The sequence below is a fragment of the Mangrovimonas sp. YM274 genome, from assembly GCF_030908385.1.
GTDB lineage: Bacteria > Bacteroidota > Bacteroidia > Flavobacteriales > Flavobacteriaceae > Mangrovimonas_A.
In genome coordinates this window covers 1,655,948-1,680,721 of record NZ_CP133091.1, presented here as the reverse complement: position 1 = coordinate 1,680,721, position 24,774 = coordinate 1,655,948, and the positions used below count along the sequence as shown (strand labels likewise).

General features: G+C 38.5%; 28 protein-coding genes. 10 read left to right on the top strand and 18 right to left on the bottom strand.

Annotation, left to right across the window (positions count from 1 at the left end):
• Positions 1-104 precede the first annotated feature (104 nt).
• The 3 genes from RBH95_RS07385 (at position 105) to RBH95_RS07375 (ending at position 2,018) form a co-directional block, all read left to right on the top strand.
• Positions 105-380, top strand: a complete 276-nt coding sequence (locus RBH95_RS07385; RefSeq protein WP_307902040.1) for a hypothetical protein — start codon at positions 105-107, stop codon at positions 378-380.
• A 186-nt stretch (positions 381-566) separates the two neighbouring features.
• Positions 567-989 (top strand): sulfur reduction protein DsrE, encoded by a 423-nt coding sequence (locus tag RBH95_RS07380; protein WP_307902039.1) that lies wholly within the window; start codon positions 567-569, stop codon positions 987-989.
• Between the two features lie 9 nt (positions 990-998).
• Complete coding sequence (locus RBH95_RS07375; protein ID WP_307902038.1) at positions 999-2,018, top strand: TQO small subunit DoxD; 1,020 nt, start codon at positions 999-1,001, stop codon at positions 2,016-2,018.
• Between the two features lie 40 nt (positions 2,019-2,058).
• Here the strand turns inward: RBH95_RS07375 and RBH95_RS07370 are convergent, their stop codons facing one another.
• The 3 genes from RBH95_RS07370 to RBH95_RS07360 all read right to left on the bottom strand — a co-directional run bounded on the left by RBH95_RS07370 (position 2,059) and on the right by RBH95_RS07360 (position 4,177).
• On the bottom strand, positions 2,059-2,604 hold the full coding sequence (locus tag RBH95_RS07370) for a 2'-5' RNA ligase family protein (RefSeq protein ID WP_307902037.1): 546 nt from the start codon (positions 2,602-2,604) through the stop codon (positions 2,059-2,061).
• A 17-nt stretch (positions 2,605-2,621) separates the two neighbouring features.
• Complete coding sequence (locus RBH95_RS07365) at positions 2,622-3,641, bottom strand: LLM class flavin-dependent oxidoreductase (RefSeq protein ID WP_307902036.1); 1,020 nt, start codon at positions 3,639-3,641, stop codon at positions 2,622-2,624.
• Positions 3,642-3,796: 155 nt separating this feature from the next.
• Positions 3,797-4,177 carry a helix-turn-helix domain-containing protein gene (locus RBH95_RS07360; protein ID WP_307902035.1) on the bottom strand — a complete coding sequence of 127 codons (381 nt, stop codon included), beginning with the start codon at positions 4,175-4,177 and terminating at the stop codon, positions 3,797-3,799.
• Positions 4,178-4,337: 160 nt separating this feature from the next.
• Here RBH95_RS07360 and RBH95_RS07355 point away from each other — a divergent pair, with 160 nt between their 5' ends.
• The 5 genes from RBH95_RS07355 (at position 4,338) to ygiD (ending at position 8,277) form a co-directional block, all read left to right on the top strand.
• Positions 4,338-5,180 (top strand): SDR family oxidoreductase, encoded by an 843-nt coding sequence (locus RBH95_RS07355; protein WP_307902034.1) that lies wholly within the window; start codon positions 4,338-4,340, stop codon positions 5,178-5,180.
• A gap of 95 nt (positions 5,181-5,275) precedes the next feature.
• Positions 5,276-6,109, top strand: a complete 834-nt coding sequence (locus RBH95_RS07350; RefSeq protein ID WP_307902033.1) for an AraC family transcriptional regulator — start codon at positions 5,276-5,278, stop codon at positions 6,107-6,109.
• A 98-nt stretch (positions 6,110-6,207) separates the two neighbouring features.
• Positions 6,208-6,795 carry an ester cyclase gene (locus tag RBH95_RS07345; RefSeq protein ID WP_307902032.1) on the top strand — a complete coding sequence of 196 codons (588 nt, stop codon included), beginning with the start codon at positions 6,208-6,210 and terminating at the stop codon, positions 6,793-6,795.
• A gap of 51 nt (positions 6,796-6,846) precedes the next feature.
• Positions 6,847-7,377 carry a YceI family protein gene (locus tag RBH95_RS07340; RefSeq protein ID WP_307902031.1) on the top strand — a complete coding sequence of 177 codons (531 nt, stop codon included), beginning with the start codon at positions 6,847-6,849 and terminating at the stop codon, positions 7,375-7,377.
• 12 nt (positions 7,378-7,389) lie between these two features.
• A complete protein-coding gene (gene ygiD, locus RBH95_RS07335; protein ID WP_374047819.1) occupies positions 7,390-8,277 on the top strand; it encodes a 4,5-DOPA dioxygenase extradiol in 888 nt (295 codons plus the stop codon).
• A gap of 106 nt (positions 8,278-8,383) precedes the next feature.
• Here the strand turns inward: ygiD and RBH95_RS07330 are convergent, their stop codons facing one another.
• From RBH95_RS07330 to RBH95_RS07295, 8 genes are all read right to left on the bottom strand, one after another.
• The gene (locus tag RBH95_RS07330; protein ID WP_053977237.1) at positions 8,384-8,593 is read right to left on the bottom strand and encodes a DUF2892 domain-containing protein; all 210 of its coding nucleotides are present in this window, start codon (positions 8,591-8,593) and stop codon (positions 8,384-8,386) included.
• A gap of 18 nt (positions 8,594-8,611) precedes the next feature.
• Positions 8,612-8,917 (bottom strand): hypothetical protein, encoded by a 306-nt coding sequence (locus tag RBH95_RS07325; RefSeq protein ID WP_307902030.1) that lies wholly within the window; start codon positions 8,915-8,917, stop codon positions 8,612-8,614.
• Positions 8,918-8,929: 12 nt separating this feature from the next.
• Positions 8,930-12,124: an efflux RND transporter permease subunit gene (locus RBH95_RS07320; RefSeq protein ID WP_307902029.1), complete on the bottom strand. Its 3,195-nt coding sequence runs from the start codon at positions 12,122-12,124 to the stop codon at positions 8,930-8,932.
• 9 nt (positions 12,125-12,133) lie between these two features.
• Positions 12,134-13,210, bottom strand: a complete 1,077-nt coding sequence (locus RBH95_RS07315; protein WP_307902028.1) for an efflux RND transporter periplasmic adaptor subunit — start codon at positions 13,208-13,210, stop codon at positions 12,134-12,136.
• 25 nt (positions 13,211-13,235) lie between these two features.
• Positions 13,236-14,546 carry a TolC family protein gene (locus RBH95_RS07310; protein WP_307902027.1) on the bottom strand — a complete coding sequence of 437 codons (1,311 nt, stop codon included), beginning with the start codon at positions 14,544-14,546 and terminating at the stop codon, positions 13,236-13,238.
• A gap of 138 nt (positions 14,547-14,684) precedes the next feature.
• Positions 14,685-15,002, bottom strand: a complete 318-nt coding sequence (locus RBH95_RS07305; RefSeq protein ID WP_307902026.1) for an antibiotic biosynthesis monooxygenase — start codon at positions 15,000-15,002, stop codon at positions 14,685-14,687.
• 12 nt (positions 15,003-15,014) lie between these two features.
• A complete protein-coding gene (locus RBH95_RS07300; RefSeq protein WP_307902025.1) occupies positions 15,015-15,509 on the bottom strand; it encodes a DinB family protein in 495 nt (164 codons plus the stop codon).
• A 178-nt stretch (positions 15,510-15,687) separates the two neighbouring features.
• On the bottom strand, positions 15,688-16,527 hold the full coding sequence (locus tag RBH95_RS07295) for a universal stress protein (RefSeq protein WP_307902024.1): 840 nt from the start codon (positions 16,525-16,527) through the stop codon (positions 15,688-15,690).
• A gap of 272 nt (positions 16,528-16,799) precedes the next feature.
• Here RBH95_RS07295 and RBH95_RS07290 point away from each other — a divergent pair, with 272 nt between their 5' ends.
• Complete coding sequence (locus RBH95_RS07290) at positions 16,800-17,645, top strand: universal stress protein (protein ID WP_307902023.1); 846 nt, start codon at positions 16,800-16,802, stop codon at positions 17,643-17,645.
• Positions 17,646-17,653: 8 nt separating this feature from the next.
• Here the strand turns inward: RBH95_RS07290 and RBH95_RS07285 are convergent, their stop codons facing one another.
• The 6 genes from RBH95_RS07285 to RBH95_RS07260 all read right to left on the bottom strand — a co-directional run bounded on the left by RBH95_RS07285 (position 17,654) and on the right by RBH95_RS07260 (position 23,091).
• Positions 17,654-18,382 (bottom strand): sulfite exporter TauE/SafE family protein, encoded by a 729-nt coding sequence (locus RBH95_RS07285; RefSeq protein ID WP_307902022.1) that lies wholly within the window; start codon positions 18,380-18,382, stop codon positions 17,654-17,656.
• Between the two features lie 111 nt (positions 18,383-18,493).
• Positions 18,494-18,949, bottom strand: coding sequence for an Hsp20/alpha crystallin family protein (locus RBH95_RS07280; RefSeq protein ID WP_307902021.1), 456 nt, complete (start codon positions 18,947-18,949; stop codon positions 18,494-18,496).
• 146 nt (positions 18,950-19,095) lie between these two features.
• Positions 19,096-20,469 (bottom strand): MBL fold metallo-hydrolase RNA specificity domain-containing protein, encoded by a 1,374-nt coding sequence (locus tag RBH95_RS07275; RefSeq protein WP_307902020.1) that lies wholly within the window; start codon positions 20,467-20,469, stop codon positions 19,096-19,098.
• Between the two features lies 1 nt (position 20,470).
• The gene (locus RBH95_RS07270; protein ID WP_307902019.1) at positions 20,471-21,322 is read right to left on the bottom strand and encodes an ATP cone domain-containing protein; all 852 of its coding nucleotides are present in this window, start codon (positions 21,320-21,322) and stop codon (positions 20,471-20,473) included.
• Positions 21,323-21,345: 23 nt separating this feature from the next.
• Positions 21,346-22,200, bottom strand: a complete 855-nt coding sequence (locus tag RBH95_RS07265; protein WP_307902018.1) for a universal stress protein — start codon at positions 22,198-22,200, stop codon at positions 21,346-21,348.
• Positions 22,201-22,260: 60 nt separating this feature from the next.
• The gene (locus RBH95_RS07260; RefSeq protein WP_307902017.1) at positions 22,261-23,091 is read right to left on the bottom strand and encodes a universal stress protein; all 831 of its coding nucleotides are present in this window, start codon (positions 23,089-23,091) and stop codon (positions 22,261-22,263) included.
• Positions 23,092-23,355: 264 nt separating this feature from the next.
• Between RBH95_RS07260 and RBH95_RS07255 the strand changes: the two genes are divergently transcribed.
• A complete protein-coding gene (locus RBH95_RS07255; RefSeq protein ID WP_307902016.1) occupies positions 23,356-23,817 on the top strand; it encodes a pyridoxamine 5'-phosphate oxidase family protein in 462 nt (153 codons plus the stop codon).
• Positions 23,818-23,825: 8 nt separating this feature from the next.
• On the opposite strand, the gene RBH95_RS07250 is transcribed toward RBH95_RS07255, so the two are convergent.
• On the bottom strand, positions 23,826-24,605 hold the full coding sequence (locus RBH95_RS07250) for a zinc-dependent peptidase (RefSeq protein WP_307902015.1): 780 nt from the start codon (positions 24,603-24,605) through the stop codon (positions 23,826-23,828).
• Between the last annotated feature and the right edge of the window lie 169 nt (positions 24,606-24,774).

Here is a 24,774-nt window from a genome sequence, read left to right as displayed (position 1 = left end):
TGAGTGAGCCATTACATACAAAAGCAGGCCGTGCGCTATATCCAATGTTGGTATTGGCATTTTTGCTATTACTAACACCTTGCAAGGTCAGAAACTTTGTTCAGGTGCAGTTAAAACTTCCTCAAACCGAGGTGAGCAACAAAAGCAAAACAACGCTTAGCAATGCGCATTGTAGCTCCTACACTACAGATTTCAAAATTGCAAGCAGCACGAAAGTCTCGAAGAAGTACACTCCAGATTTGGAACATGGCAACACTTCTAGTTTCACCTCTTCAGTTGCGCTTCAAAACAAGCCTTTAACATTAGGCTACACTTTGACGCATTCCATCTACGGTGTTCCTCTCTATATTTTATACAGAAACTTCAAGGATTATATTTAATCCACACCATTTTCCTATTTATTAAATCAGGAATCAAAACTGATTATCAAACATTAAGAATGACCTTTTAAAGGTTATACGAGCAGCTACAGTCTAGCGCTACTGCTGCCTAGGCTCATGTATTTCACAGCCTATGAGCTCGTCATTCTTAATGGTATTTAACAAAATCCGCAAAACTTAAAAACATTGAAACATACAATTCTATATTTATTTAGTATCTGTCTTTTCAGCCTCAACACATCAAAAATGAAGGCTCAGGACAACAATTCAGAACAACACAATTATTTAATCCTATCAAAAAACCTGCAGCAGCTCAAACCGGTTTTATTAACAGCCAATGAGCTAAAACAGGAAGACGGCCCAACCTATGGCAACTTTCATATGATAATCTGCGGAAAAACGGTAAGCGACATTCCCAATAATAGTGCATTTGAAGCACTTTTAAAAGAGGCCTCATCTCAAAACGTAAAAGTATTTGCCTGTGGCATTTCCCTAAAAAAATTTAATGTAGACATCACCAAACTTCCTAAAAACATAACAATAGTAGAAAACGGAATTCTGTATGGATTTCAACTCCTTAAACAAGGATTCATAACACTAACTATTTAAGCTCATAATATGAATAAAATCACTATAAAAAACGATTCAGGCCTTTTAGTACTAGCGTTAAGGCTTGTGGTTGGCTGGACCTATTTTTCAGCCTTTTGGAGACGCACTATCCTTGCAGACAAACTTGACCCTGAGGCAGCAGGTTACATTGGCGAGAAATTCAACCACTTTTTACCCCATGCATTGGGAATAAAGCCCATAATTCAATATTTGGTGGAAAACCCAGATATTTTATGGATTAACATGGTAATATTTACCATCATTGAGGGCATTGTGGGACTTGGTATTCTTTTAGGCATATTTACTCGATTAATGAGCATAGGGGTTTTTGGTCTTGCTATGGGAATTTTGCTTGGTTCGGGTTGGATAGGAACAACCTGTTTAGACGAATGGCAGATAGGTGTTTTAGGAATTGCTGCCGGCTTTGTATTATTTCTTACCGGTAGTGGTACATATTCTGTAGACCATTATTTTTTCAAGAAGCGATTTTCATTCATAACAAAGAAATGGTTCGCCTTGTTAGGCTCAGGCCCCCTCCCTATTAGAGAGCAAGTGTTTTCAAGATTTGTATTGATGGGCTCTCTTTGCGTTTTGGGAATTACCCTAATGACCAACCAGATATTTCACGGAGGCCTTTGGGGCACCCTCCATAACAAATCAGTAAAACCAAAACTTGAGATTACCCAAGGAAAACTGAACAATCAAACCCTGTCTTTTGATGTTTTTAGAACTGAAGGGGTCGATGTTTACGGCGCTTGGATTATTGGTATAGAATTATTGGATGATCAGCAGAAACCTGTATTTCAATTATCTCAAACAGATTTGTCATTACTAATGAACTATCAAATTTCAAATTACTATATAGCCAAAGTAAAACCGGGAGCCCACAGTCTAATTGTTCCTTTGGGAGCGAAAGCAACCTTAAACTTGAGCGATAGTATATTAGCCAACCTACCAAATGGTAAATACACCATTAAAATGACCGACATAAGCGGTGCATATTGGGAACATGACCTAAAAAAGCAGTAAACTGACACACACAACCAATCATTAACACCTAAAAAAGGTGTTAAGATAATGGTATATGACATTCCCAATCCCAAGTCTTTCCATGAGGCCTTGACAATAAAACAAGTTCATTGACTTCAAATTCCTTGAAATAAGCAATGTCCTTAAATAGTTCAAGGCTTTTATGGAGAGTAGTTACATCTTTTGTCTTTGAAATCGTGATATGTGGTGTATTGGATACTTTTAATGCAGTTAGCCCTCTATGTAAATCCCTTCTCCATATCACTTTGATTTGAGCTAGCAATTGCTCAAAATTTTTGGAGGGACTTATCTTTAAAAGTAACACCTTGGATCCTTTTTCAAACGCAGCAACCCCCTCAATAGTCATTTTAAACGTCTCCATATCAGACAGAGCGGAAAAATACTTTATCAATAAGGGCTCATAGTCCACGTCCATTTCAAACTGTACCAAGGTAACATGAGGTTTGGATTTGGAATATTGCAGCGGACCAAAAGCATCTATAAATTGCTTTTTAAAAGCAACAACCCGCTCATAAATGGGATTTGGAGGTACAATACGTAAATTGTATATCCTTATTTCAGCCACAGGTTTTCATCTATCTTCTATTCAACCTCTACCACACCTACCTCTTGCATCACCTCTGCAAACTTTTCCAACGAATATAATCTATCATTGATATCATAAACATTTGTAGATATTATAAGTTCGTCTGCTTGAGTTTGCTTTAAAAAAGCCTCAACCTGTTTTTTTACAGTTGCCTTGCTTCCCACAAAACTATATTTAATCATGTTTTGAATAGATGGATGTTGCATAATTTCCTTTAATTCTGGTGTCATGTCTGTTGGCGCATTCAAATAATCGCGTTTTCCTGTAAACATCCCAATAATCATGCGCAAGGAAGAGGTCTGCAATCGCTTGGCTTCTTCATCTGTTTCAGCAATAATTACATTTACTCCAGCAATGACATATGGATGTTCCAAAACTTCGGAAGACACAAATTGCGCCCTGTAGATAGCTAAGGCCTCATCTAAATGTGCTGTCGCAAAATGACTAGCAAAGGCATATGGCAACCCTTTTCTGGAAGCCAAATGAGCACTATCCGTACTAGAGCCCAAAATATAAATAGGTACGTCTACTCCTTCCGCAACCACAGCCCTAACTTTTGCCAATTCATTATGTTTTGAAAAAAAAGCCTGAATCTGTTCTATATCCTTAGGAAAGGAATGCGAGGCCTGCAAAAAATCTGATTTTATGGCCATAGCCGTGTCACGATCGGTTCCTGGAGCTCGCCCCAAACCTAAATCAACACGATTGGGATATAAATTCCCGAGTGTACCAAATTGCTCGGCTACAATTAAAGGAGAATGGTTAGGCAACATCACCCCTCCAGACCCCACGCGTATTTTTGAAGTTTGCTGGGCCACATGCCCTATTAACACCGTTGGAGCATTACTACCCACAGCCATCATGTTATGGTGCTCGGCAAACCAAATTCGTGTATAGTTCAAGGCTTCCGCTTTTTGCGCCAGCGCCACGGCATTTTTATACGTTTGTTGCACCGATTGTCCTTTAGATATCAATGCTAATTCCAAAATAGAATAGGCGGTTTGTTTTGTGTTCATTCGTTTTCTTATTCGGGGGTTTATAGTGATTACTGCACTTAAAATTCCTTTGTGCTCTTATAAGGAGTCGTAAATCTCTATTTAAATTACATTCTTTACCAAAGAAAGCCTGTAGCAATTGGCTACATTACAAAATAACTATTTTAAAAGGGCTGTTATTTTTGAGATACTACCTCATAGTCTTTTCTGGACTGCTTAATATCTCTAATATTGTCTTTAGACCAGGCTACCAAACTATGAATATGTGGCAATAAAGAGCTGCCTCTTTCTGTTAACTCGTATTCCACTTTAGGGGGCACTTGAGGGTAAATAGTGCGCTTTACCAGCCCATCGGCTTCCAAACTTTTCAAGGTCACACTTAACATTTTTTGAGAGATGCTCACTATATAACTATGCAATTCATTAAATCGTAATACTTTTTCTTCTTCCAAGATCAGCAGAATCAATAATGACCATTTATTACCAATCTTATCCAATACATTTCTAACCGGACATTCTTCTACATTACTGTATTTTTTCAAATTTTCTTTTTCCATACAAGACTGATTATTACTATAACTAACTTCAAAGTAAGTATTTAACGAAATCGTAACCTATTGCATATTAAAAACTTACATAGTATATTTGACTTACTAAAAGTTAGTTAAATACTTTTATAAATCAAATATACAACAGAAACTTTAATATACAAACATTATGAAAATAGGTATAACAGGTGCTACTGGTCAATTAGGGGGATTAGTGGTACAGGAATTGTTAAAAAGAGAACAATCTGAGAATTTAGTAGCCTTAGTTCGGTCCACAGAGAAAGCCAAAAATTTAGGTGTCAAAACACGCAAATTCGATTATAATGATCCTTCAAGTTTAGAAAAGTCTCTAGAAGGCATTGATAGATTGGTTTTTATTTCGGCTAACGAAATAGGTCAAAGAGCTCGCCAACACCAAAATGTTATTGACGCTGCAAAAAAATCGAACGTTAATTGGATTGTCTACACCAGCTTGCTACGCGCAGACACTTCCTCATTAAGTTTGGCAGGCGAACATATTTCCACAGAGCAGGCACTCAACGACTCCGGTATTAATGCTACAATTTTACGCAACGGTTGGTATTCTGAAAACTATACTGCTTCTATACCAAATGCGTTAGAAAACGGGGCTTTTATTGGCAGCGCGGGAAATGGAAAAATTTCATCGGCTGCTAGATTGGATTATGCCGAAGCTTTGGCCATTGTAATCACAGATGACAGCTACAAGGGTAAAACATTGGAGCTTGCTGGCGACCAAAGCTACACTTTAACAGACCTTGCCGAAGAAATATCGAAACAATCAGGAAAAACCATTTCCTATAACAATCTACCGGAAGAAGAATACGCCGCTATTTTATTGGAAGCTGGAGCTCCAGAAGGACTGGCCAAAGGTTTAGCTAGTTGGGATGTTTCTGCATCACGAGGTGATTTATTTGACGATGGACAGCAATTGTCAAAACTTTTGGGAAGACCCACAACTTCTTTGACCCAATCGGTTAAGCAAGCACTTTAAACATTACACAAAAAGGGTTCCTGATACGGAATCCTTTTTGTATATTTCTGTTAGCTATCAAACATTAATTCAAGCTAATTTCAATTGGTTCCAAAATGAACAAACTGTTCCATATTTTTAAAGTTGATGCCGCCGAGGCCGAAAAAATAGCCTCACAACCAGATGAACCACACAATCATGATTTTGAGGAACTGCTTATTGGCCTTGAAGGTGAATTGGAACACTTTATAGACTTTAACTCCAAAACTATCGAAGCTCCGTTTGTGAGCTTTATTACCAAAGGTAAATTGCACCGTGTCATTCCCAAAGCTATCAATGGCAAGTGCGACATTTGGAGCCTTCGCTTTAAAAGTGAGTTTATCCCAGAAAGCACCTTTCAACTTTATTCGCTATACCATAATCAAGCCAATTTAAAATTAAACAAGGACTATTGCACAGAACGTTTGGTAAAGCTCTGCCAAATGATCTTTGAAGAAACCCAACAAGGTACTCCTAACTATGCTATTATAAGACAGCTATTGAGTGTTCTCTTTACAATGATTGAGGTAGAACGCAAAAAACTGGAAACCCCAAACGAACCCCTGGAAAAAACACAAAATACAACCTTTAAAAACTTTCTCACTATTCTGGAGGAAAACTACCACCGCCCTGTTGGTGTAGAATTTTATGCCGAAAAACTCTTTATGTCCTCACGAAACCTCAACATGATATGTCAAAACATCATGGAGCAAAGCGTATCGGAACTTATTGAGACCAGAAAACTCATTGAGGCCAAAAACTTGCTCATTTCCACAGACAAAACCATTTCAGAAATAGCCTATGATTTGGGCTACAATGAAAATTCATACTTTTCTAATGTCTTCAAAAAAAAGTCAGGACAATCCCCCAGTGAATTTAGAGACGACATGAAAAAAATATTGGTTTCCTAAATCTACAATCCTATTTCCGATTAGTGTAACAACTAAACCGCTTATTGTTTTCATCTTTGTATCAGCAATTTAATCAGCTATAAATAAAATGATTACACATGAAAACAACATTCAAAAATTCAAGAATTCTAACAATCGTTACGCTAGTGGCCGTAACATTGTTTAGCAGTTGTTCCCAAAACAACACCAACGAGCTTCAAACTAAACTAGACAAGTTAGAAGCCGAGTTGCAAGGCTATAAAGCCAATGAAGCTTTAATAAAGCAGCGGCTAGCTACTTTTGACACACTAGACTTTGAGTATTTTACCAATCAAAAATGGGACAAATTCAGCCATAGCCATACTGACGATATTGTAGTGTACAATGCAGACGGAAGCACTACAAAAGGGTTGTTTCCTTCTCATATAGACGATTTAAAACCCATGTTCATTTTTGCTCCCGATACAAAAATCGAAAAGCACCCTGTACGCTTTGGCAGTGGCGATTGGACCGCGGTAATAGGCGAATTAGAAGGAACTTTTTCAGAACCAATGCCCATTGGTGATGGAAAAACCATACCTCCAACTGGCAAAAAATTCAAATTGAGAATGGCAACCATAGGTCATTGGAAAGACGGTAAAATGATTGAAGAATACCTATTCTACGACAATCAAGATTTTATGAGACAAATAGGACTTGCTCAATAACACAAAAAACATATCAAATAAACTAGAAACAGTAATTAAAATTTTTATCAAATGGCAACAACAACATGGGTTATAGACCCAACACACAGCGAAATAGGTTTTAAAGTAAAACACTTAATGATTTCTAATGTCAAAGGAAGTTTCACCGAGTTTGAAGCCTCTGTAAATGGAGACGATTTCTTTAACACACCAGTAACGGCAACCATTCAGGCTGGTTCTATTTCCACTCACAACACCGAACGGGACACCCACCTAAAAAGCGCTGACTTTTTCGATGTTGAAAACCACGAAACCATTACTTTTGAAGGCAAATCCTTCAATAAAGTAGATGATGATGAATACAAACTGAAAGGCTTACTTACCATCAAAGGCATTAGTAATGAAGTAGCTTTAAATGTCACCTACGGCGGAACCAATAAAGATCCATGGGGCAATGAAAAATTGGCTTTGGAAATCACAGGAAAAATAAATCGTAAAGACTGGGAATTAAATTGGAATGCCGCTTTGGAAACAGGAGGTGTTCTGGTTGGCGAAGAGGTTAGAATTTTAGCAGAAGTGCAATTTGTAAAACAAGTTTCATAAATTGTTTATGAAATGGAGAGAACAAAATTCTTAAAATCCTTGGCGTTATTACCTTTAATAAGTGCTAGTATGAATTTAAAAGATTTAAATAAAATGACCGCATCCATGAGTAATACAGGCAAAATGCCTGTATTATTCCTAGGTCACGGTAGCCCCATGAATGCCATTGAAGAAAATGAATTTGTGCAGGCCTTTAGAAAATTAGGTCAAGAGCTCATTCGTCCCAATGCCATTCTTTGTATCTCGGCCCACTGGGAAACTAAAGGTACCTTTGTTACGGCCATGCAAACCCCACCTACCATTCACGATTTTGGTGGATTCCCCCAAGCGTTGTTCGATGTGCAATATCCCGCACCGGGCAGCCCAGAATTGGCGCAGGAAACCAAAAATCTAATAACCAAAACAAATGTTGGTTTGGATGAAAAATGGGGACTGGACCATGGCGCTTGGAGTGTTATCAAGCACCTGTACCCTAATGCAGATATCCCTGTCATCCAAATGAGTATTGATTATACGCAATCTCCTAGATATCACTATGAATTGGCTAAGGAAATAGAAAAACTTCGCCATAAAGGCGTTTTGATTATAGGTAGTGGAAACATGGTTCACAACCTTCGTATGGTGGCCTGGAATAAACTTAATGAAGAATTTGCATACGATTGGGCGACTGAAGCTAATGAAAAAATGAAAAGCTATATTCTGGATGACAATCACCAAAACCTTATCAACTTCAGGTTTCAAGGAAAGGCCTTTGATTTAGCCATCCCTACCCCAGAACATTATTTGCCGTTGCTTTACACCTTGGCCCTAAAGGACAAAAATGAAAAAGTAACTCTTTTTAATGATAAGCCGGTTGCGGGATCGCTGACTATGACTTCTTTAAAAATTGAAACGGTTTAGATATATAAAAAAGGCATATCATATAGTCATCTGCCCTATTGCTCTATGCCGAAGAAAAAACGCCCACTGTGTTCAGTGGGCGTTTTGCAGTAACCAAAAACAACCTTTATTTGGAAGCGCAACAATCGCCTTCCTTCTTTACACCAAACTTTGAAAGGATGTCCTCCATCAAACACCATTTGGTAATTCCAGACTGCAACAAGTTGGCCCCTACAAATAAGGTAAACCATAACCAATTTTCGTTTACAAACATGCCAAGCAATACGCTAATAATTATAAACGTCCCTGCAATAACACGGATATATCTATTCATCATAACTTTATATTTTTAGTGTTAAATACTCTTTTCTATAGGAATAACAATCGCCCTTATTGGGTTATTGGTTTCCATATGGCTGTTGAATTCCTCTATCAACTTAAACAATAGGTCTATATTGGTTTCTTCTGTAAAGGAGAAGAACAAGATGGACTCATTTCCGCTGGATTCTCCCGGAAACCAACTGCTAGTTGCCAATACAGCGGGTACGTTTTTATAACCATCAATATCCGAACTACTAAAACTCTCAATATTGGCTTGCCTAAAGAGTTTTAAGACGTCCTTTTGAAAGTCTTCTACAGCCGTAACTATTACTAATTTCATTTCCTGTGTTTTTTAATTATGCTTTTTACGCTCTATCATATAGTATACCAATGGCACTACCAGCAAGGTAAATACTGTGGACACAATAGTCCCTCCCATTAGGGAGATTGCCAACCCTTGGAAAATAGGATCGAACAAAATCACAAAGGCTCCAATTACTACCGTACCTGCCGTTAACAAAATTGGCGTGGTACGCACAGCTCCCGCTTCAATGGCAGCCTGTTTCAGTGGCACCCCTTCGGCTACTCTTAGGTTGATAAAATCAATTAACAATACCGAGTTCCGTACCATGATTCCCGCAAGGGCAATCATTCCGATAAATGAGGTCGCAGTAAAAAATGCCCCCATAATCCAGTGTCCTAAAATAATCCCGATCAATGATAATGGTATGGCCACCATCATTACCACAGGTGCTTTAAAGTTTTGGAACCAACCTACAATTAAGATGTAGATCAAGATAATGGCTCCCATAAAGGCAATTCCCAAATCCCTGAATACTTCCAAGGTAATTTGCCATTCACCATCCCATTTTACAGTATAGTCATCTTCAAACTCGGGTTGGTTGATGTATAATTCCTCCAAAGCATAGCCTTCAGGTAAATCGATCTCTTTCAGTTTCTTTTCCATTCCTAAAATGGCATAGGCAGGGCTTTCCAAAGTTCCAGCCATATCGGCCAATACATATACCACACGCTTTTGGTTCTTTCTATAGATACTCTTAGCTCGGGTTACCGGGTTGATGTCTACCAAATCACTAATGGATACCATATTCCCCATTTGAGATTTCACTTGCAACTGGGCAATATCCTGAATGGTGGACTTTTCTTTTTCATCCAAACTCAACACCAAACCAACTTGACGGAAGGCATCCTCATCGTACAAATTGGTAATCGCACGATTGGACAAAGCCAAATTCAAGGTATGTGTAATCTGCTGCGGAGCCACACCGTACAACATGGCCTTTTCCTTATTGATAACAAACTCATACTCCACCTGATCTGCTTCTACCATCCAATCGATATCCACCACATCATCGGTATTTTTAAGAATGGTTTGAATGCTGTCGGCAATAGCAATTTGCTCATCATAATCTGGACCGTACACCTCAGCAACAATGGTTGACAAAACTGGAGGCCCTGGCGGTACTTCCACCAATTTCACATTGGCATTGTACTTAGCCGCAATCTTTTGAATATCCGGACGCAGTAACTTGGCAATATCATGACTCTGTGCACTACGCTCCCCTTTATCAATAAGGTTTACCTGAATATCAGCCATATTGCTACCACCACGCAAATCGTAGTGTCTTACCAATCCATTAAAAGTAATTGGCGCTGAAGTCCCAATATAATTTTGATAGCTCACCACTTCCGGCCTAGTAGAAAGATATTGTGAAATTTCCTGAGCCACTATAGCAGTACGCTCCAAAGTGGTGCCTTCCGGCATGTCAATTACCACCTGAAATTCATTTTTGTTATCAAAAGGCAACATTTTCACCGCTACGGAATTGGTCATAAACAGTCCCATAGACCCTAGCAATAAGACAAAGGTAAACCCTAGGAACATCCAACGTTTGAAGCGGTTTTCCAATAAGGGGCGCTCAAATTTGTTATACATTCTGAAGATAAAGGTATCTTCCAGAGGCTTCTCAGTTTTCTCTTTATGCTGCTTGTTATCCTTTTCACGTAAAAATATGTACCCTAAATACGGTGTGATGGTCAAGGCTACAAACAGAGACAGAATCATCGCTATGGACGCCCCAATTGGCATTGGTGCCATATAAGGCCCCATCAATCCAGATACAAAGGCCATTGGCAATACCGAAGCAATTACCGTGAAAGTCGCTAGAATAGTAGGGTTTCCAACTTCATTGATCGCATATAAGGCGGCCTGCTTAAACGGCAAGCGTTTCATTTTGAAATGCCTATGCATGTTTTCTGCTATAATAATGGAGTCATCAACCACAATACCCGTTACGAATACCAAAGCGAAAAGCGTAATTCTATTCAATGTGTAATCCAGCATGTAGTAGCTCAACAAGGTCAAGGCAAAAGTGATAGGCACCGATAAAAACACCACCAAACCACCACGCCATCCCATGGCCAACATTACCACAAAGGTTACAGCAATGATAGAACCGATAAGGTGCAATAACAATTCCGACACTTTATGTGAAGCGGTTTCTCCATAGTTACGGGTAACTTCCACATGCACATCGTCAGGAATTAAGGTTCTTTCCAAATGCGATACTTTGTCGAGGATCACATCGGCAATTTTCATGGCATCGGCACCCTTTCTTTTGGCTACCGAAATAGTTACCGCTGCATATTCCGAAGGAAACTCAGCTGCCTTTTCACTTCCCTGTCCAAATCCTAAACTCACATAGTTGACTGGCACTTCTGGTCCGTCGATGATCTTGGAAACCTGCTTTAGGTAAATAGGTTTGTTATCCTGAACACCTACCACCAAATTCTCAACATCGCTCACGGTTTTTAGGAAATCTCCGGAGCTCACCAAAAATTCGGTATCGTTCTTATCAAAGCTTCCTGCTCCCATTTGGGCATTATTGGCCTGAATCATTTTGGATACTTCCAAAAAGTCCAATCCACTAGCTGCCAATTTATCTTTATCCAAAACCACACGAAGCTGTCTGTCGCGTCCTCCAATTTTATGGGTAATGGCAACATCTCCTACCTTTTCAATTTCGTTTCGAAGCTCTTGGGCCATTTGTCCCAATTGGTAATCGTCATAAGTTTCGCTCCACAAGGTCAATCCCAACATAGGCACGTCGTCTATGGCACGCGTTTTCACCAAAGGCATGGTTACCCCCTGTGGCATTTGATCCATATGTTTGTTAATCTCATTGTACAGCTTTACAAAGGAACGCTCGATGTCCTCGCCCACATAAAACTGAACGATCACCATTCCCTGCTCTTTCATAGACGTAGAATACACATATTCTACCCCTTTGATATTGCTAATCAATTTTTCCAAGGGCTTGATCACACGCGACTCAACCTCAGTTGGGCTAGCGCCAGGATACCCCACAAAAATATCAGCCATAGGCACATCAATTTGTGGCTCTTCTTCCCTAGGAATTAAAAATGAACTATAGACCCCAATGACCATAAACACAATCATAAGGAGCACTGTAAGCTTAGAGCCTATAAAGCTCTTGGCTATTTTTCCTGCTAAACCTTCTTTCATCTGTTCTGCTTATTTAATGGTTATTGAAGCTCCGTTGTATAATTTACCTTCAGCTGAAACGATATAGGTTTCACTGCTATCCAAACCAGACAATACTTCTACTTGATCTCCATAGGTACGCCCCAATCGTAACCAACGTAATACTGCGGTGTTATTTTGGCTTACCGTATAGACTCCCGTTAATTGTCCCTTGGTAACAATTGCTGAAGTTGGCAACAAAACCATTTGTTTTTGGGTAGTGCCTTCCATAGGGAATTGTACTGTGGCAAACATGCCTGACAGAATCTTATCATCTGCTTTAGGCAAGGCTATTTTTACCACATATTGCCCTCCGGTATGTTTTGCTGAAGTACTTACTTCCGCTACGTTCCCTTCATAGGTTTTATTGGTTGCTTTTACCAATACCTCTACTTTTTGATTTTTGGCCACTTTTGAAATATCCGATTCCGGTACCATGGCAATAACCTCAAAGTTCCCAGGACCTTCCACGGATACCAATGGCATTCCTGGATTCGCCATATCTCCTGCCTTTACCGTAGTAGCTGTTACCACTCCATTAAAAGGCGCGGTAATATTGGTATAGGCCATTTGGGCATTGATTTCATTTTTCTGCTGTTTAGCCGCCTCTAGATTGGCCGCTGCCATATCATATCTAGCCGTAATATCATCAAATTCCTTTTGGGTAGCACTGTTTTGTGCAAATAGGTTTTTGTAGCGGTTATAATCCTTTTCGGCATTTTTAAACGCTGCAGTGGCTTGGGTAATTCCCGCATTGATTTGTGCGCGCTTGGCCTCAAGGTCACTATTATTGATAGCTACCAACAATTGACCCTTTCTAACTTGGTCTCCTACTTTTACAGGGACACTATTTACATACCCCATAAAACGGGTGCTCAAATCGGCACTGTTTACGGCCTGTACTTTCCCGCTAACACTTAAAAATGTGCTATTTCCATCAGCCTTAACAGGACTTACGGTTACGGCTACTGCTGGTCCCTTTTGCGCTTCCTGTTTTGCGTCCTTGCTTCCGCAGCTCATAAACAATGCTGTTACAGCTACGATTGATAATGTGTATAATGTTTTCATATGTATATCTGTCTTGCTTAGTAATTTATTTGGTTAGAAACTGCACATAAGCCTGTGCATAGTTATATTCAAAAATAGTTTGGTAATATTCCAATTGCTTTTGGGCGTATAGTGTCTCAGACATCAACAAATCGGTGGTTTTCTCCAATCCTTCCTCAAAACGATTGGTTCTGATGCGCAAAGATTCTTCCGATTGATCCAAAGCCAGTTTGGACAGTTGCAATCTGTTTTTGGCATCATTCAACATCCGCTTGGCTTTGTTAAGTTCCATTTGGCTTTGTGAAACATATTGTTCATACTGAAGTTTGGAAGTTTCAAACTCGGCTCTACTCTTTTGGGCTTTTCCAAAACGTTTGGTTCCCTCCAAAATGTTCCAGCTCAAAGAGGCCCCAAACAGATACCCACTGGCATCAGCATGGAAAATTTGATCGTCATACAACTCATAACTTCCAAAAGCATTAAGACGTGGTAAAAAGGTCATTTTATCGGCCTTGTATTGGGTTTCATAGGCATTGCTTGCCAACTCCATCGCCTTGATATCTGAACGTTCTTTGGAAATCATTAAGGCATTCTCTTCCGTAAACATATTAGCTTCAAGCGTATCTGTTGGAAGGTACACCACATCTTGACTTGTATTCATTAAAAAAGAGATGTAGTTTGAAGCGTTTTGCACTTGGCTCTTGGCCGTTTGCAATTGGTTTCTCACTTCGGTTACACGAACCTCAACAGCCAATACATCCGATTTTTGCAAGTAGCCCTGAGTGTAACTATTGTCTGCCAATTGCTTGTTGGCCAAAGCAGCTTCCAAAGCCTGTTCCAACACCTCTACGCCTTTATAAGCCAATTGCAATTGCATATAGGCTTTATCCACTTCAAACGTGAGATAGTCTTTGGTACGCACACTTTGTAGTGCTGTGGCTTCCATTTTGGATTTAGCAGCCTTACGTTGGTAAAAGCCATCCACATTGATCAAGGGTTGTTGAATCTCGAACTTGGTAGCGAAATTTTGAATTTGCTGTGGATCGTTTAAAAGATCAGGATTGAAATCGGCGGCCGTTACTATTTCTTGGTTCAATTTAGAACCAAAGGCCATTAAGGGATTAGTTGTAGAAATCCCTGTATGCGATGCCGTAATGTTTGGCAAAAAGACAGCATTGGTCTGCCTAAAATCTGCCCTTGCGGCATTGAACTGTTCTTCGGAAATTTTTAGGCTATGGTTGGATTCAACCACAGCATTCAAAACCTCCGATTTAGCAATTGGCACTTGGTTTTGGGCATTCCCTAAAAACTGCAGGCCTAATAGCGTTGTTACAAAAATATATAATCGATGCTTCATAATGTATTCTTAAATGTTGGGACAAAAATACATTTGAAAAAAGGGGTTGTCAGTAACTTAGGTTACCAAGGGATTTTGACACATGCTTAGTTTATAACCCAAAAGCGCCCACTTTACAGTGAGCGCTTTTCTAAACTTTTATTCTGAATAGGCCTCTTCTTTAAGCAAATCCTCCACCACATCCAGCTCGTACAGGGTTTCAAATTGCTCGCAGGAATCCCTCAATATCTTTCTAATCTTATTGGAACTCTCAGGGAGATTCTTTCCTGCCTTTTGCCAGGACTCATAATCGGGCCACTGAGCATAAGCAATATAAAGTGACTCATTCTTTTTATGCAGTCGCGACCCTAAACCTCCTTCATATTGATGTACAAGTTCCGTAAGTTCTCGCCAAGCATTTTGAAAGGTAGCTTCCAAACCTTCTTTTACTTTAAATGAATATATTACAGCAAACATAGGCTTCTATTTTTAAAAATTTTGCTCATCTGCAGAAGGCCCGTAACTACCTGGAACCGGAATCCCCAACAAACGGTAATATACTCCCAATTGAGCCCTATGATGGGTTATTTGATTGAGTGCATGCCGTATGGCCCCATATTTGGACCATTCTGCAACGGTTTGCCCATTCATCTTCAATGCCCATGGGCTACTCAAATCGGTTTCACTGGCACCTTCAAATGATGCCTTATTGTTTTCAAACTTCTCATCAAGCGCCTGCTCTAAATCATTCGCGTTTTCTAATGCTTTAGGAGGCTCTGCCTTCATAAAATCCAGCTCACTAGTTGTCAAAATGACTTCTGGCCATCCAAATATTTCTGAAATATGGGTGCTTAAATGCCCCATTTTCATACTCTTTTCATGAGGAGCATAGTCGTTCTTATTATCAGGGTACAATCTGAAAAACTTTTTGGTAATATGATATTCCTCTGATAATTCGTCCTGAAGTTTTTTAAGGGTATCCATAACATCTCATTAATGATTAACACCTTAAAATTAAAGCTTTTACAACAAGACATCACAAAGTAAACGTTAATATTACCTTATATCTTGTGCTCCCGTAAAAAAGGGCTTGCTTTCTTCGTAAACATCTTATATATAATAGCTTCTACGGCAATATAGATGCGGTTATGTTTTAAAGCTCCTAATGCTTACTTTCTGGTATAATTAAAAATGGCACTTTTAACTGGCTGCCTATCTTTTTAATCACAGGTTCTCTTGTTAAACTTTCGTAGAAACTATGTTGGTAGCTAACCATTGCCAACATATCTATATTGTGTTCTTCAACAAAATCATTAATTTCTGTTGCCTTTTTCGCATAATGAGGCATCCAATGAAAGTCATGATCAAAATCTTGTAGATATTCCTTAATAGCTTTTACGTTATAGCTTTGAATTTCATTAAGCCCCTCTTCTGTATTGATATGCACCACATTTATTTTGGAATTGAACAATTCCGCAACCCGTTTGATTGGCCCCATTTCGCTTGGGCTGTAAAATCTATTATAGTCTGTTGGAAATGCAATTTGTTTTGGTGCTTCAAATTCACTTTTTTCCGGAATGGCCAAAATTGGACATTTCTTGATTCTCCCTATAATCCCCACCGTATTACTACCAAACAAGAAGCCTTTAGCTCCACTTGCTCCCTTGGTCCCCATGACAATCAAATTGATATCATATTTTTTAACATAGGCCTCTATAGACTCGCCCAAGCCTCCCGCACTTAAAATGACTTCAAAAGAATGGTTGGGATTACTGTTTGTAGCCTCAACAGTCTCCTTTAACTTGGTAAGCTCCTGCAAGTTGTTAGCTCTTAAAACATCATTATATTTTTTAGACATATTGGCCATTGCAGACACCTTTTCATTTTTAGAATGCAATAAATAGAAAGTACACTCTTCTTGAGAAAACAATTTGAGAGCGTAAATCGTGGCATTCCACGCATTATCAGAGAAATCAGTTGGTAATAATATCTGGTATTTCATTATTGTAGTGTTGATGTACGTCAATTTTTGAACCCTAAATTTAAGACAAATAGTTTCGTTACACAATGACATTAATCAGTTATCTCTCACAACAACCCAACAAACAAATGGCTTTCTAGAGCATCCGCTGCTTTGCTAGGTTATTTACAATATCTACAAAATACTAGGTATGAAACATTTGAAAACCAAGTATCCTCCGTATTTATGAGGAAAGTCATGGATATTGTCACAATTCTTGGGTACCTTTATAGGAAGCCTAATAAAAAAATGTGATGAAAACCATATTGCTGCTAACAGACTTTTCGCAAAACTCCATCAATGCCATTCACTACGCGTTGAATTTGTTCAGGAATAGAGACGTAAATTACTATCTGCTGCATGTTAAAAGTGCCTCGGCCTACACTACTGACGACTTAATGGCTTCTGGCCCCAAACCCTTATATCAATCCCTAATAGAACCAGCCAAAAAGAAACTTGCTACCCTAGTTGATACTCTGCAAGGAGAATTTAATCTTCCTAAAGGCCGTATAGAATATATGGTTGATTTCGACATCCTAACCAATTCCATTCAACAAGTAATCAACTCCAAAGCTATCGATATTGTAATAATGGGCACAAATGGAGCAACTGGAGCTAAAGAAATCATCTTTGGAAGCAACACCATCAATGTTATTAGAAAAGTTAATTGTACCACTTTGGTCATTCCTGAAGGTTTTGCCTTTCGTCCTCCCAACAACTTAGTGCTACCTTTGGATGGCGAGACTTCTTTAAAAGACACTGCTTTTACAGATGGCATAATACCCTTTGTAACCAATTATAGCAAGACACTTCATGTGCTGAGAGTTGAGGCCAACGGTTCCCGAGAAGAAACACAAAAGCAATTGGAGGATCAAAATATTTTAAAAACACTCAACCATAACATCAACTATCAATACCATACCATAAACAACGTACCTGTATATTTTGCTGCACATAGCTATATCCAAACCCAACCCATAGATTTGGTAACCCTTATAACTCATAAGGAACGCTTCTTTGAACGTTACCTTTCTACCTCCTCGACCTCAAGAATAAGTAACAACCTAATATTACCTTTATTGATTTTTCATGGTCATTAAAATGATAACTATTTATTGGTAACAATACTAACGATACCAATAAGAAAGATGAGAACTAATACAAAATTTCGAAACTGATCTTGAGATACCCGCTCTAGTATTTTTTTGCCAATCCAAGTCCCTACAATACTCACCAAAATTAAAATAGGAACAAGATACATCAACTCCTTGCGCATATACCCATTGAGATAATAAACAATGGTACGACTAAAATCTACCGCCAAATCTATCACCGCTGAAGTAGCAATAAATTTATCCTTATCCATTTTAAAAGCAGCCATGGTAATCCCCCTTATGGCACCTCCAGTTCCCAAAAGTCCCGCACTTAATCCAGACAGCGAGCCACCTACAATGGCATTTGGAGCATTGGGAATAACGCGAAGTTTACTGAATATTAAAAAAATTAAACTCATGAGCATTAAAAATGCTCCCAACACATACGTTAATACCTTAGGATTAAAATATTTACTAAAATATGCTCCTACAGACACAAAAATAACCGCAGGAATACCCAATGTTAAAACCAGCTTTTTATCAAATCCTTTTTTGAACAAAACAATTTTACTGGTATTGCTTGCCAGATGGTATAAGGCTGTAAGCCCTAAAACTGATTGAAAATCAAAGAAAAAGTTGGCTATTGGTACAAAGTACACAGAAGATCCAAAGCCTCCAATTGTTCCCAAAACTTCTGCAAGCAAGGAAAGCAATACAAAAACAGGAAGGTACTTGGTCAACATTTCGGAAACACTATCACTTAGTCTAAGAGACTTCTACAGATAACTCAAATCTCTTTAAAAGTAAAAAAAGGCAGAAAGTCTGTATTAATCTACCCTCTGCCTTTTCAACTATCAATTAACCTCAATAACTTTTTTTAAAGGCTCGTTGGCATTCTCCTTTTTAAGAAGGTGCAACTTTAAAATACCATCTTTGTATTTTGCTTTAACATCTTGTTCTGTAGCCACAGATTTTGGTAATTTCAAAGAGCGTTCAAAGTAATTATAGTTAAATTCTCTGCGCTTATAACCGTGTTCTTCTTCTTCCTCCACTTCATTTTCCTTTTTACCGCAAACACGTAGCACATTATCATCCATAGTCACTTCAAAGTCCTTTTTAGAGAACCCAGGAGCTGCAAATTCAATTTCAAAGTCCTTATCATGTTCGGTAACATTCATGGCAGGCATTGAATTGTCCTCGTCAAATAAATCGTTGTTGAAAAACGCATCAGAGCCCAACAGCGATTTTAAACCCTCATTATCCCAAAAAGGGAGTAATCGGTTTCGATTGTTAAATTTAATAAGTGACATGACCTTAATTTTAATGGTTAAACTTACCAACAACAATGTAAGGATATTGAAGAAAAAATAAAATGATAAATATCAGCTAACACAAAATTAACAAGCTGATTTCCACAAATATAAATACTAAAAAAGGTGTTATTATATTTTAAAAATCATAACATTACTTTATCCGTATCGAACAATTTTGGAATTGTTGTTTTCCAACCAAACTCGTCCGCTATTTTCAGTCTGAATGCATCTAAAGCAGGTAGCTCTCCATGGACCAAATATACCTTTTCAGGAATGTTTTTAATAGTTCTAAGCCAATGCAGCAAATCGTCTTGATCTGCATGTGCCGAAAGACTTTCAATACACTTTATTGAAGCCCTTACTGTATAGTATTTTCCATAGAATTTAATTTCATGAGCGCCATCCTTTAACAGTCTTCCACGAGTCCCTTCTGCTTGATAGCCTACCAACAATACCGTTGTATTGGGCACATCTATATACTGCTGTAGATAGGTAAGCACTCTTCCGCCAGTAACCATTCCGCTGCCCGCAATAACAATTTTTGGCCTTGGATCATCTATGGTTTCCCAAGTCTCTCCAAATGATTCCACAATGTTTATATGCTCACACATGGCCTGATATTCCTGCATGGACAATTTGTGCCATTTAGGAAAGCGCTTAAAAACAGATAACACATTAGTACCCATGGGACTATCAATAAATATAGGGATATTGGGTATTCTGTTTGCTTTATAAAGTTTCCAAAGAATATAAACCAAGGTTTGCAAACGCTCAACGGCAAAACTGGGAATAATAAGGTTGCCTTGCTGTTGCAGTGTATCCAAAACCAATTGCGAAATCACTTCCTCAACATCTTCTTGCGGATGCAATTTATTCCCATAGGTGCTTTCCACAAATAAATAATCAGCCCATTCCGGGGTTTTGGGATCGTTGAGCAAATAATCATCCCATCGCCCCACATCACCAGAAAACACAAAGCGTTTTCCATTGATATCCAACTCAATAAAAGTAGCACCAATTATGTGTCCGTTATAACGAAACCTGTAAGTAATATGTTCTGAAAGGTTCAACCAAGTATCTTGGATTCCTACCTGAAACAATTGCAAAGTTTTTTCAACGTCCCTTTCTGTATAAAACGGTAAGGCCGGATGGTGCTTCGAATACTGTTCTTTATTCGCTTTTTCGGCCTCCTCCTCATGAATCTTGGCACTATCTTTTAAAATAATTTCTGCAATAGCCAAGGTTGGAGCCGTCCCTATCACTTTCCCCGAAAACCCCTTTTGCACCAATCTTGGTAGGTAGCCTACATGGTCCAAATGCCCATGAGTTAAAAGAACCACGTCAATTTTCTTTACATCAATGGGCAAATCTTGCCAATTATGTTCCCGCAACTCTTTTAGCCCCTGAAACATACCACAGTCCACCAAAATATTCATTTCCGAAGTTTCGATAAAAAATTTGGAACCCGTCACAACTCCTGATGCTCCTAAAAAATGGATGGTAGCGTAATTTTTCATATCAGTCATGAGGTAGATTACACAATTGTTCTATTTCTTTTAAAATGCGTTCCTTTCGGGTTTCAGAAACCCCTAAATGATCCAAATAAAAGGCATCTCCCATTAGGTCGCGACACAACACGACATCCCTGCTCAATAAAAATTGTTTTTCCCTATTGGTAAGCAATGTAGAAACTGTAATAGGGTATAACCCCAAACGATCGATTCTATCCCTCAATCCATTACCTTCGGGATAATCCCAACTAAGCAAATACAATCCACAACATTTCCCATATTGCAAAGCATCCTTTGTGAATCGGGTATTGGTAACCAACCACCCATCGGTAAGTATGGAATGATTATTCGCATTAGAATTCCAATGCGTCTTGACATCTTGGTACCTGGAATGTATGTACAATGGTATTTTGACATTACAATTTTGTCCTTGTTCACTATGGAACTTGCACTCCACTATGGTTGTTTCGGAATTTTTATGGGCAATTACATCAATTTCGTGAGGCACACATTGCCCCTGTAAAATTTGGCCTACCTCAGTGTTATAGCCCGAATAATTTAAAATTGCAGCCACAAACTGTTCAAAAGGATACCCTGTTGGCCCCAATTCATAAATTGCTCTTTTCAGCTTGTACTTGGAGGCCAAATATCTACTCTTCTTCTTAAGCAAGGCAAAGGCTCTATTATAGATTTCCTTGGTAGAAATACCTTGATAAAGCTCATCTCTAACCTTATCAATAATTTGATTGATAACCACATCACTTGCCCCTACACGCCTTAATGAAGCCTTTAATTTTGGGATGGAGAAGCTAACCCGCTCTCCCGATGATTTAGTGATATCCCAATTTTGATTAACCATTCGTTATTTTCTTAAACAGCCACTTAATTTCTTAAATCATGCATGACCAAAATTGGTACCCTAGAATGGAATCCTATGTTTTTCACCATTGGATTACTTAGAATACTTCCAAAAAATGAATGTTTTTTGTTAATAAATGCCACCATATCACTATCTCTACTTTCCACAAACATATTTACGGCTGGCTCCACTGCCTGATAATGCAAAGTATGGTGTTGGCAAGGCACATCTTCCAATTGCTCTTCCAACATTTCCTTTTGTTCAATTTGATTCCCGTCCAAATTGTCATCCTCAGACACATACAATATGGCAATAGTAGCTCCAGTGTTTTGTGCTAGTTCTATGAGATACGCCAACTCCCGCTTTTTGTAATGCGTTTTAAAACTTGTTGGAAAAACGATCTCCTTAGGCAATGCTACTTTACTAGCCTCAGGCACTACTATTACCGGGCAGTTACGCACCTTTTCCATGACATATACCGCTGTACTTCCATAGGCCACATGCTCCGATCCCGTTTCCCCTTTGGTTCCCATTACAATCATATCAATATCCTTGCGCTCTACCACCTCCTTGATAGCCTCAATAGGATTATTAAATGTGGATATACTTTCAAAATGGTGCTTAGGATTGTGGTCATACTTAAACGTTAATTTATCCATTACCTCTGCCAAACCATCTTCGGAATTGGATTTAGCCGTTTCATAGAGCTCACTTCCAGGCTCCATATTTAATAAGCTTTCCAGTATATTACTGGTGGCCGTAAACACGTTGAGTACATAAAAATCGCAATGATCGTTTTGGTATAGTTCAATGGCATAGTTCATTGCTTGCCAAGCATTTTTTGAGAAGTCTGTTGGTAGTAATATTTTCTTTCTCATGACTCCTAGGTTTAAAAATTATAAATCTATTTCTTTAGAAGAGTAAAATCCTTTTAGGTTTTAACCTGGAATGACCATAAAGGGAACCGCAGGCCGATACCCTATATTTTTTATCACGGGCTCTCTAGTAAACCGTTGCAAAATACTGTGCCTGTAATTAATCATTACCAGCATGTCAATATCCAATTCTTCCACAAAATCAAAAATTTCATTGGTTTTACTTGTGTAATTGGGCATAGAATGAAAACTATGATCATAATTGGCCAAAAGCTCCTTTAACAGCGTATAATTATTTCTTTGTTCAGCACTCAATCTACTTTTCTGTTGTATATGCACCACCCTAATCCTTATACCAAACATTTCAACCATAGTAAAGAGAGGTTTTAAATCTTCAGCACGATAGGGTCTCATGTAGTTGGTGGGAAAAGCTATTTGCCTAGGAGTTTTAAAATGATAATCCTCGGGGATAACCATCATTGGGCATAAGGACATCCTAAAGATCATGCTCACAGTATTGCTACCAAAAAAGATTTCTTTGGCCCCCGTAGCGCCTTTGGTCCCCATTACCACCAAATTAATATTATATTTTTTGATACAGGCATTAATGGCTCCATTGATATTTTCCGAACTGAAAACAATTTCAAATTCGTGTTTACTTTCATGTTGCGCCGCTTCGGCCATTGCCTTTAAGCTTCGTAATTCCTTGAATGCGTTTTCACTCAAGACTTCATTGAATTTTTTAGACATGTTGGACATTGCCGAAATCTTGGCATTCATGGCATTCAAAAAATAAAATGTACATTCTTCCTTAGCCATCAACTTCATTGCATAGACCGCCGCATTCCAAGCATTATCAGAAAAATCTGTCGGTATTAATACATTGTATTTCATGGCCAAGCCCTTTAAGTATATTTCCTTAAATTTAAGAAAAATAACGCATTTAAACCATGATTAAAATCAGTATTAACCAATTAAAAATCTGACATTTAGACTCTAAAAACATGCTTTCTCATCCTTGACTCTTCAAAACCACCTAAACACTCCATGAAAACTATTCACAATAGCATTCAAAACAAGGTTTAATGACAATTATCATGTTTTATCTCCAAAAAAATGAGTAATTTCACTCATTAACAGCATTTTAACAGTACAGCCATGATCAAGTCTTTAACTCAAAAGGAATGTTATATGGTTCTTGAAAGGAACTACATTGGTCATTTGGCGTACTTGTATTACCACCAACCCTTTATAGCTCCCATTACATATTTTTATGATGCCTCGAACCATTGGATCTTGGCCTACTCCGGGGAAGGCCATAAAATAATGGCCATGCGCAAAAATAGTGATGTGGCCTTACAGGTGGACGAAGTCACCTCTGTAAACCAATGGAAATCCATACTCGTGCACGGCAAGTTTGAAGAACTTAAAGGCAGTTATGCCAAAGCCCAATTACACAGTTTTTCACTTGGTGTTAAGGAACTCATTTTAAGAAAAGAACACAAAGACGTAGATTTTATCAGTGAATTTTCCAGCAAAATCTACAAGGGGGAGGTTCCTGTGGTATATGTAATAAAAATAGATACGATTAATGGAAAATTAAGAGATCACCACGGCTAAGCACTTCACTAATCGGCCTTCATTGCTGCTCTGTAAAAGCAACTCTCCATCATCTTATAAAGTTCCGCATGCTTTTTTTTCATGCGCTCTGGATTTTCAAAAAAATATTCCGACGCTACCGCAAAAAACTCAGCTTCATTGGTACCTCCATAATTTCGAATATCCGATTTATTGCTATTAATGGCTTCCATTTCCTTGTGAATCATCTTCAACCAAGGAATCACATAAGCATGCTGTATCAATCGTTCTGGGACGCCGTCCGTAACTCCGTCCATTTTATCAATTAGGTGCACAAACTCATGGATACCTGTATTGGTTTTGGATGAACTTTTTGAAAATCCATGACGCAAGGCCTTTTTGGAAAGGATCATTTGTTTTTCCAACCTGCCCGTCCCTACCACTCCAGCAATTATACGATTGCCCTTTTTATCTTCAAACTCAAAATCTTCATTAAAGTTATCGGGATAAAGCAACACTCCACTTAAATTGGTATAATGCCACTCTGGAAAACCAAAAACGGGAATCACGGCACTGGCGGCTATAAGTATTTTATCCAATTCTTCAAGTTCTACTTGTACACCTTCCAAATACACTTCACTTAGAAATTCCATCATTCGCTTCTGGAAACGTTGTTGTTCTTTTGGTGGCAGCCCTTCATAAAATTCCACGTGCTCAATAAGTAGTTTATGCCAATGTTTTGGAAAGGGGGCGGCCGGTTTGCGCTTCAACTTGGAAAGGGCATAAACACCAAAAGCTAAAAGTAGCAAAAATGCAATAGTGGTAATCATGGCATAAAATAATGTTGGCCCTCCAAAAATAAAGGAAACTAACCATAAAAGGAATTATTTTAGCGCTATAAACCTCCTTTTTTAAGTTCACACCTTAAATTATCCCATAGGTCTTAAAAAATACTTTTTCATATTAAAAACTTAATAATACATTTGGCATAATAAATGT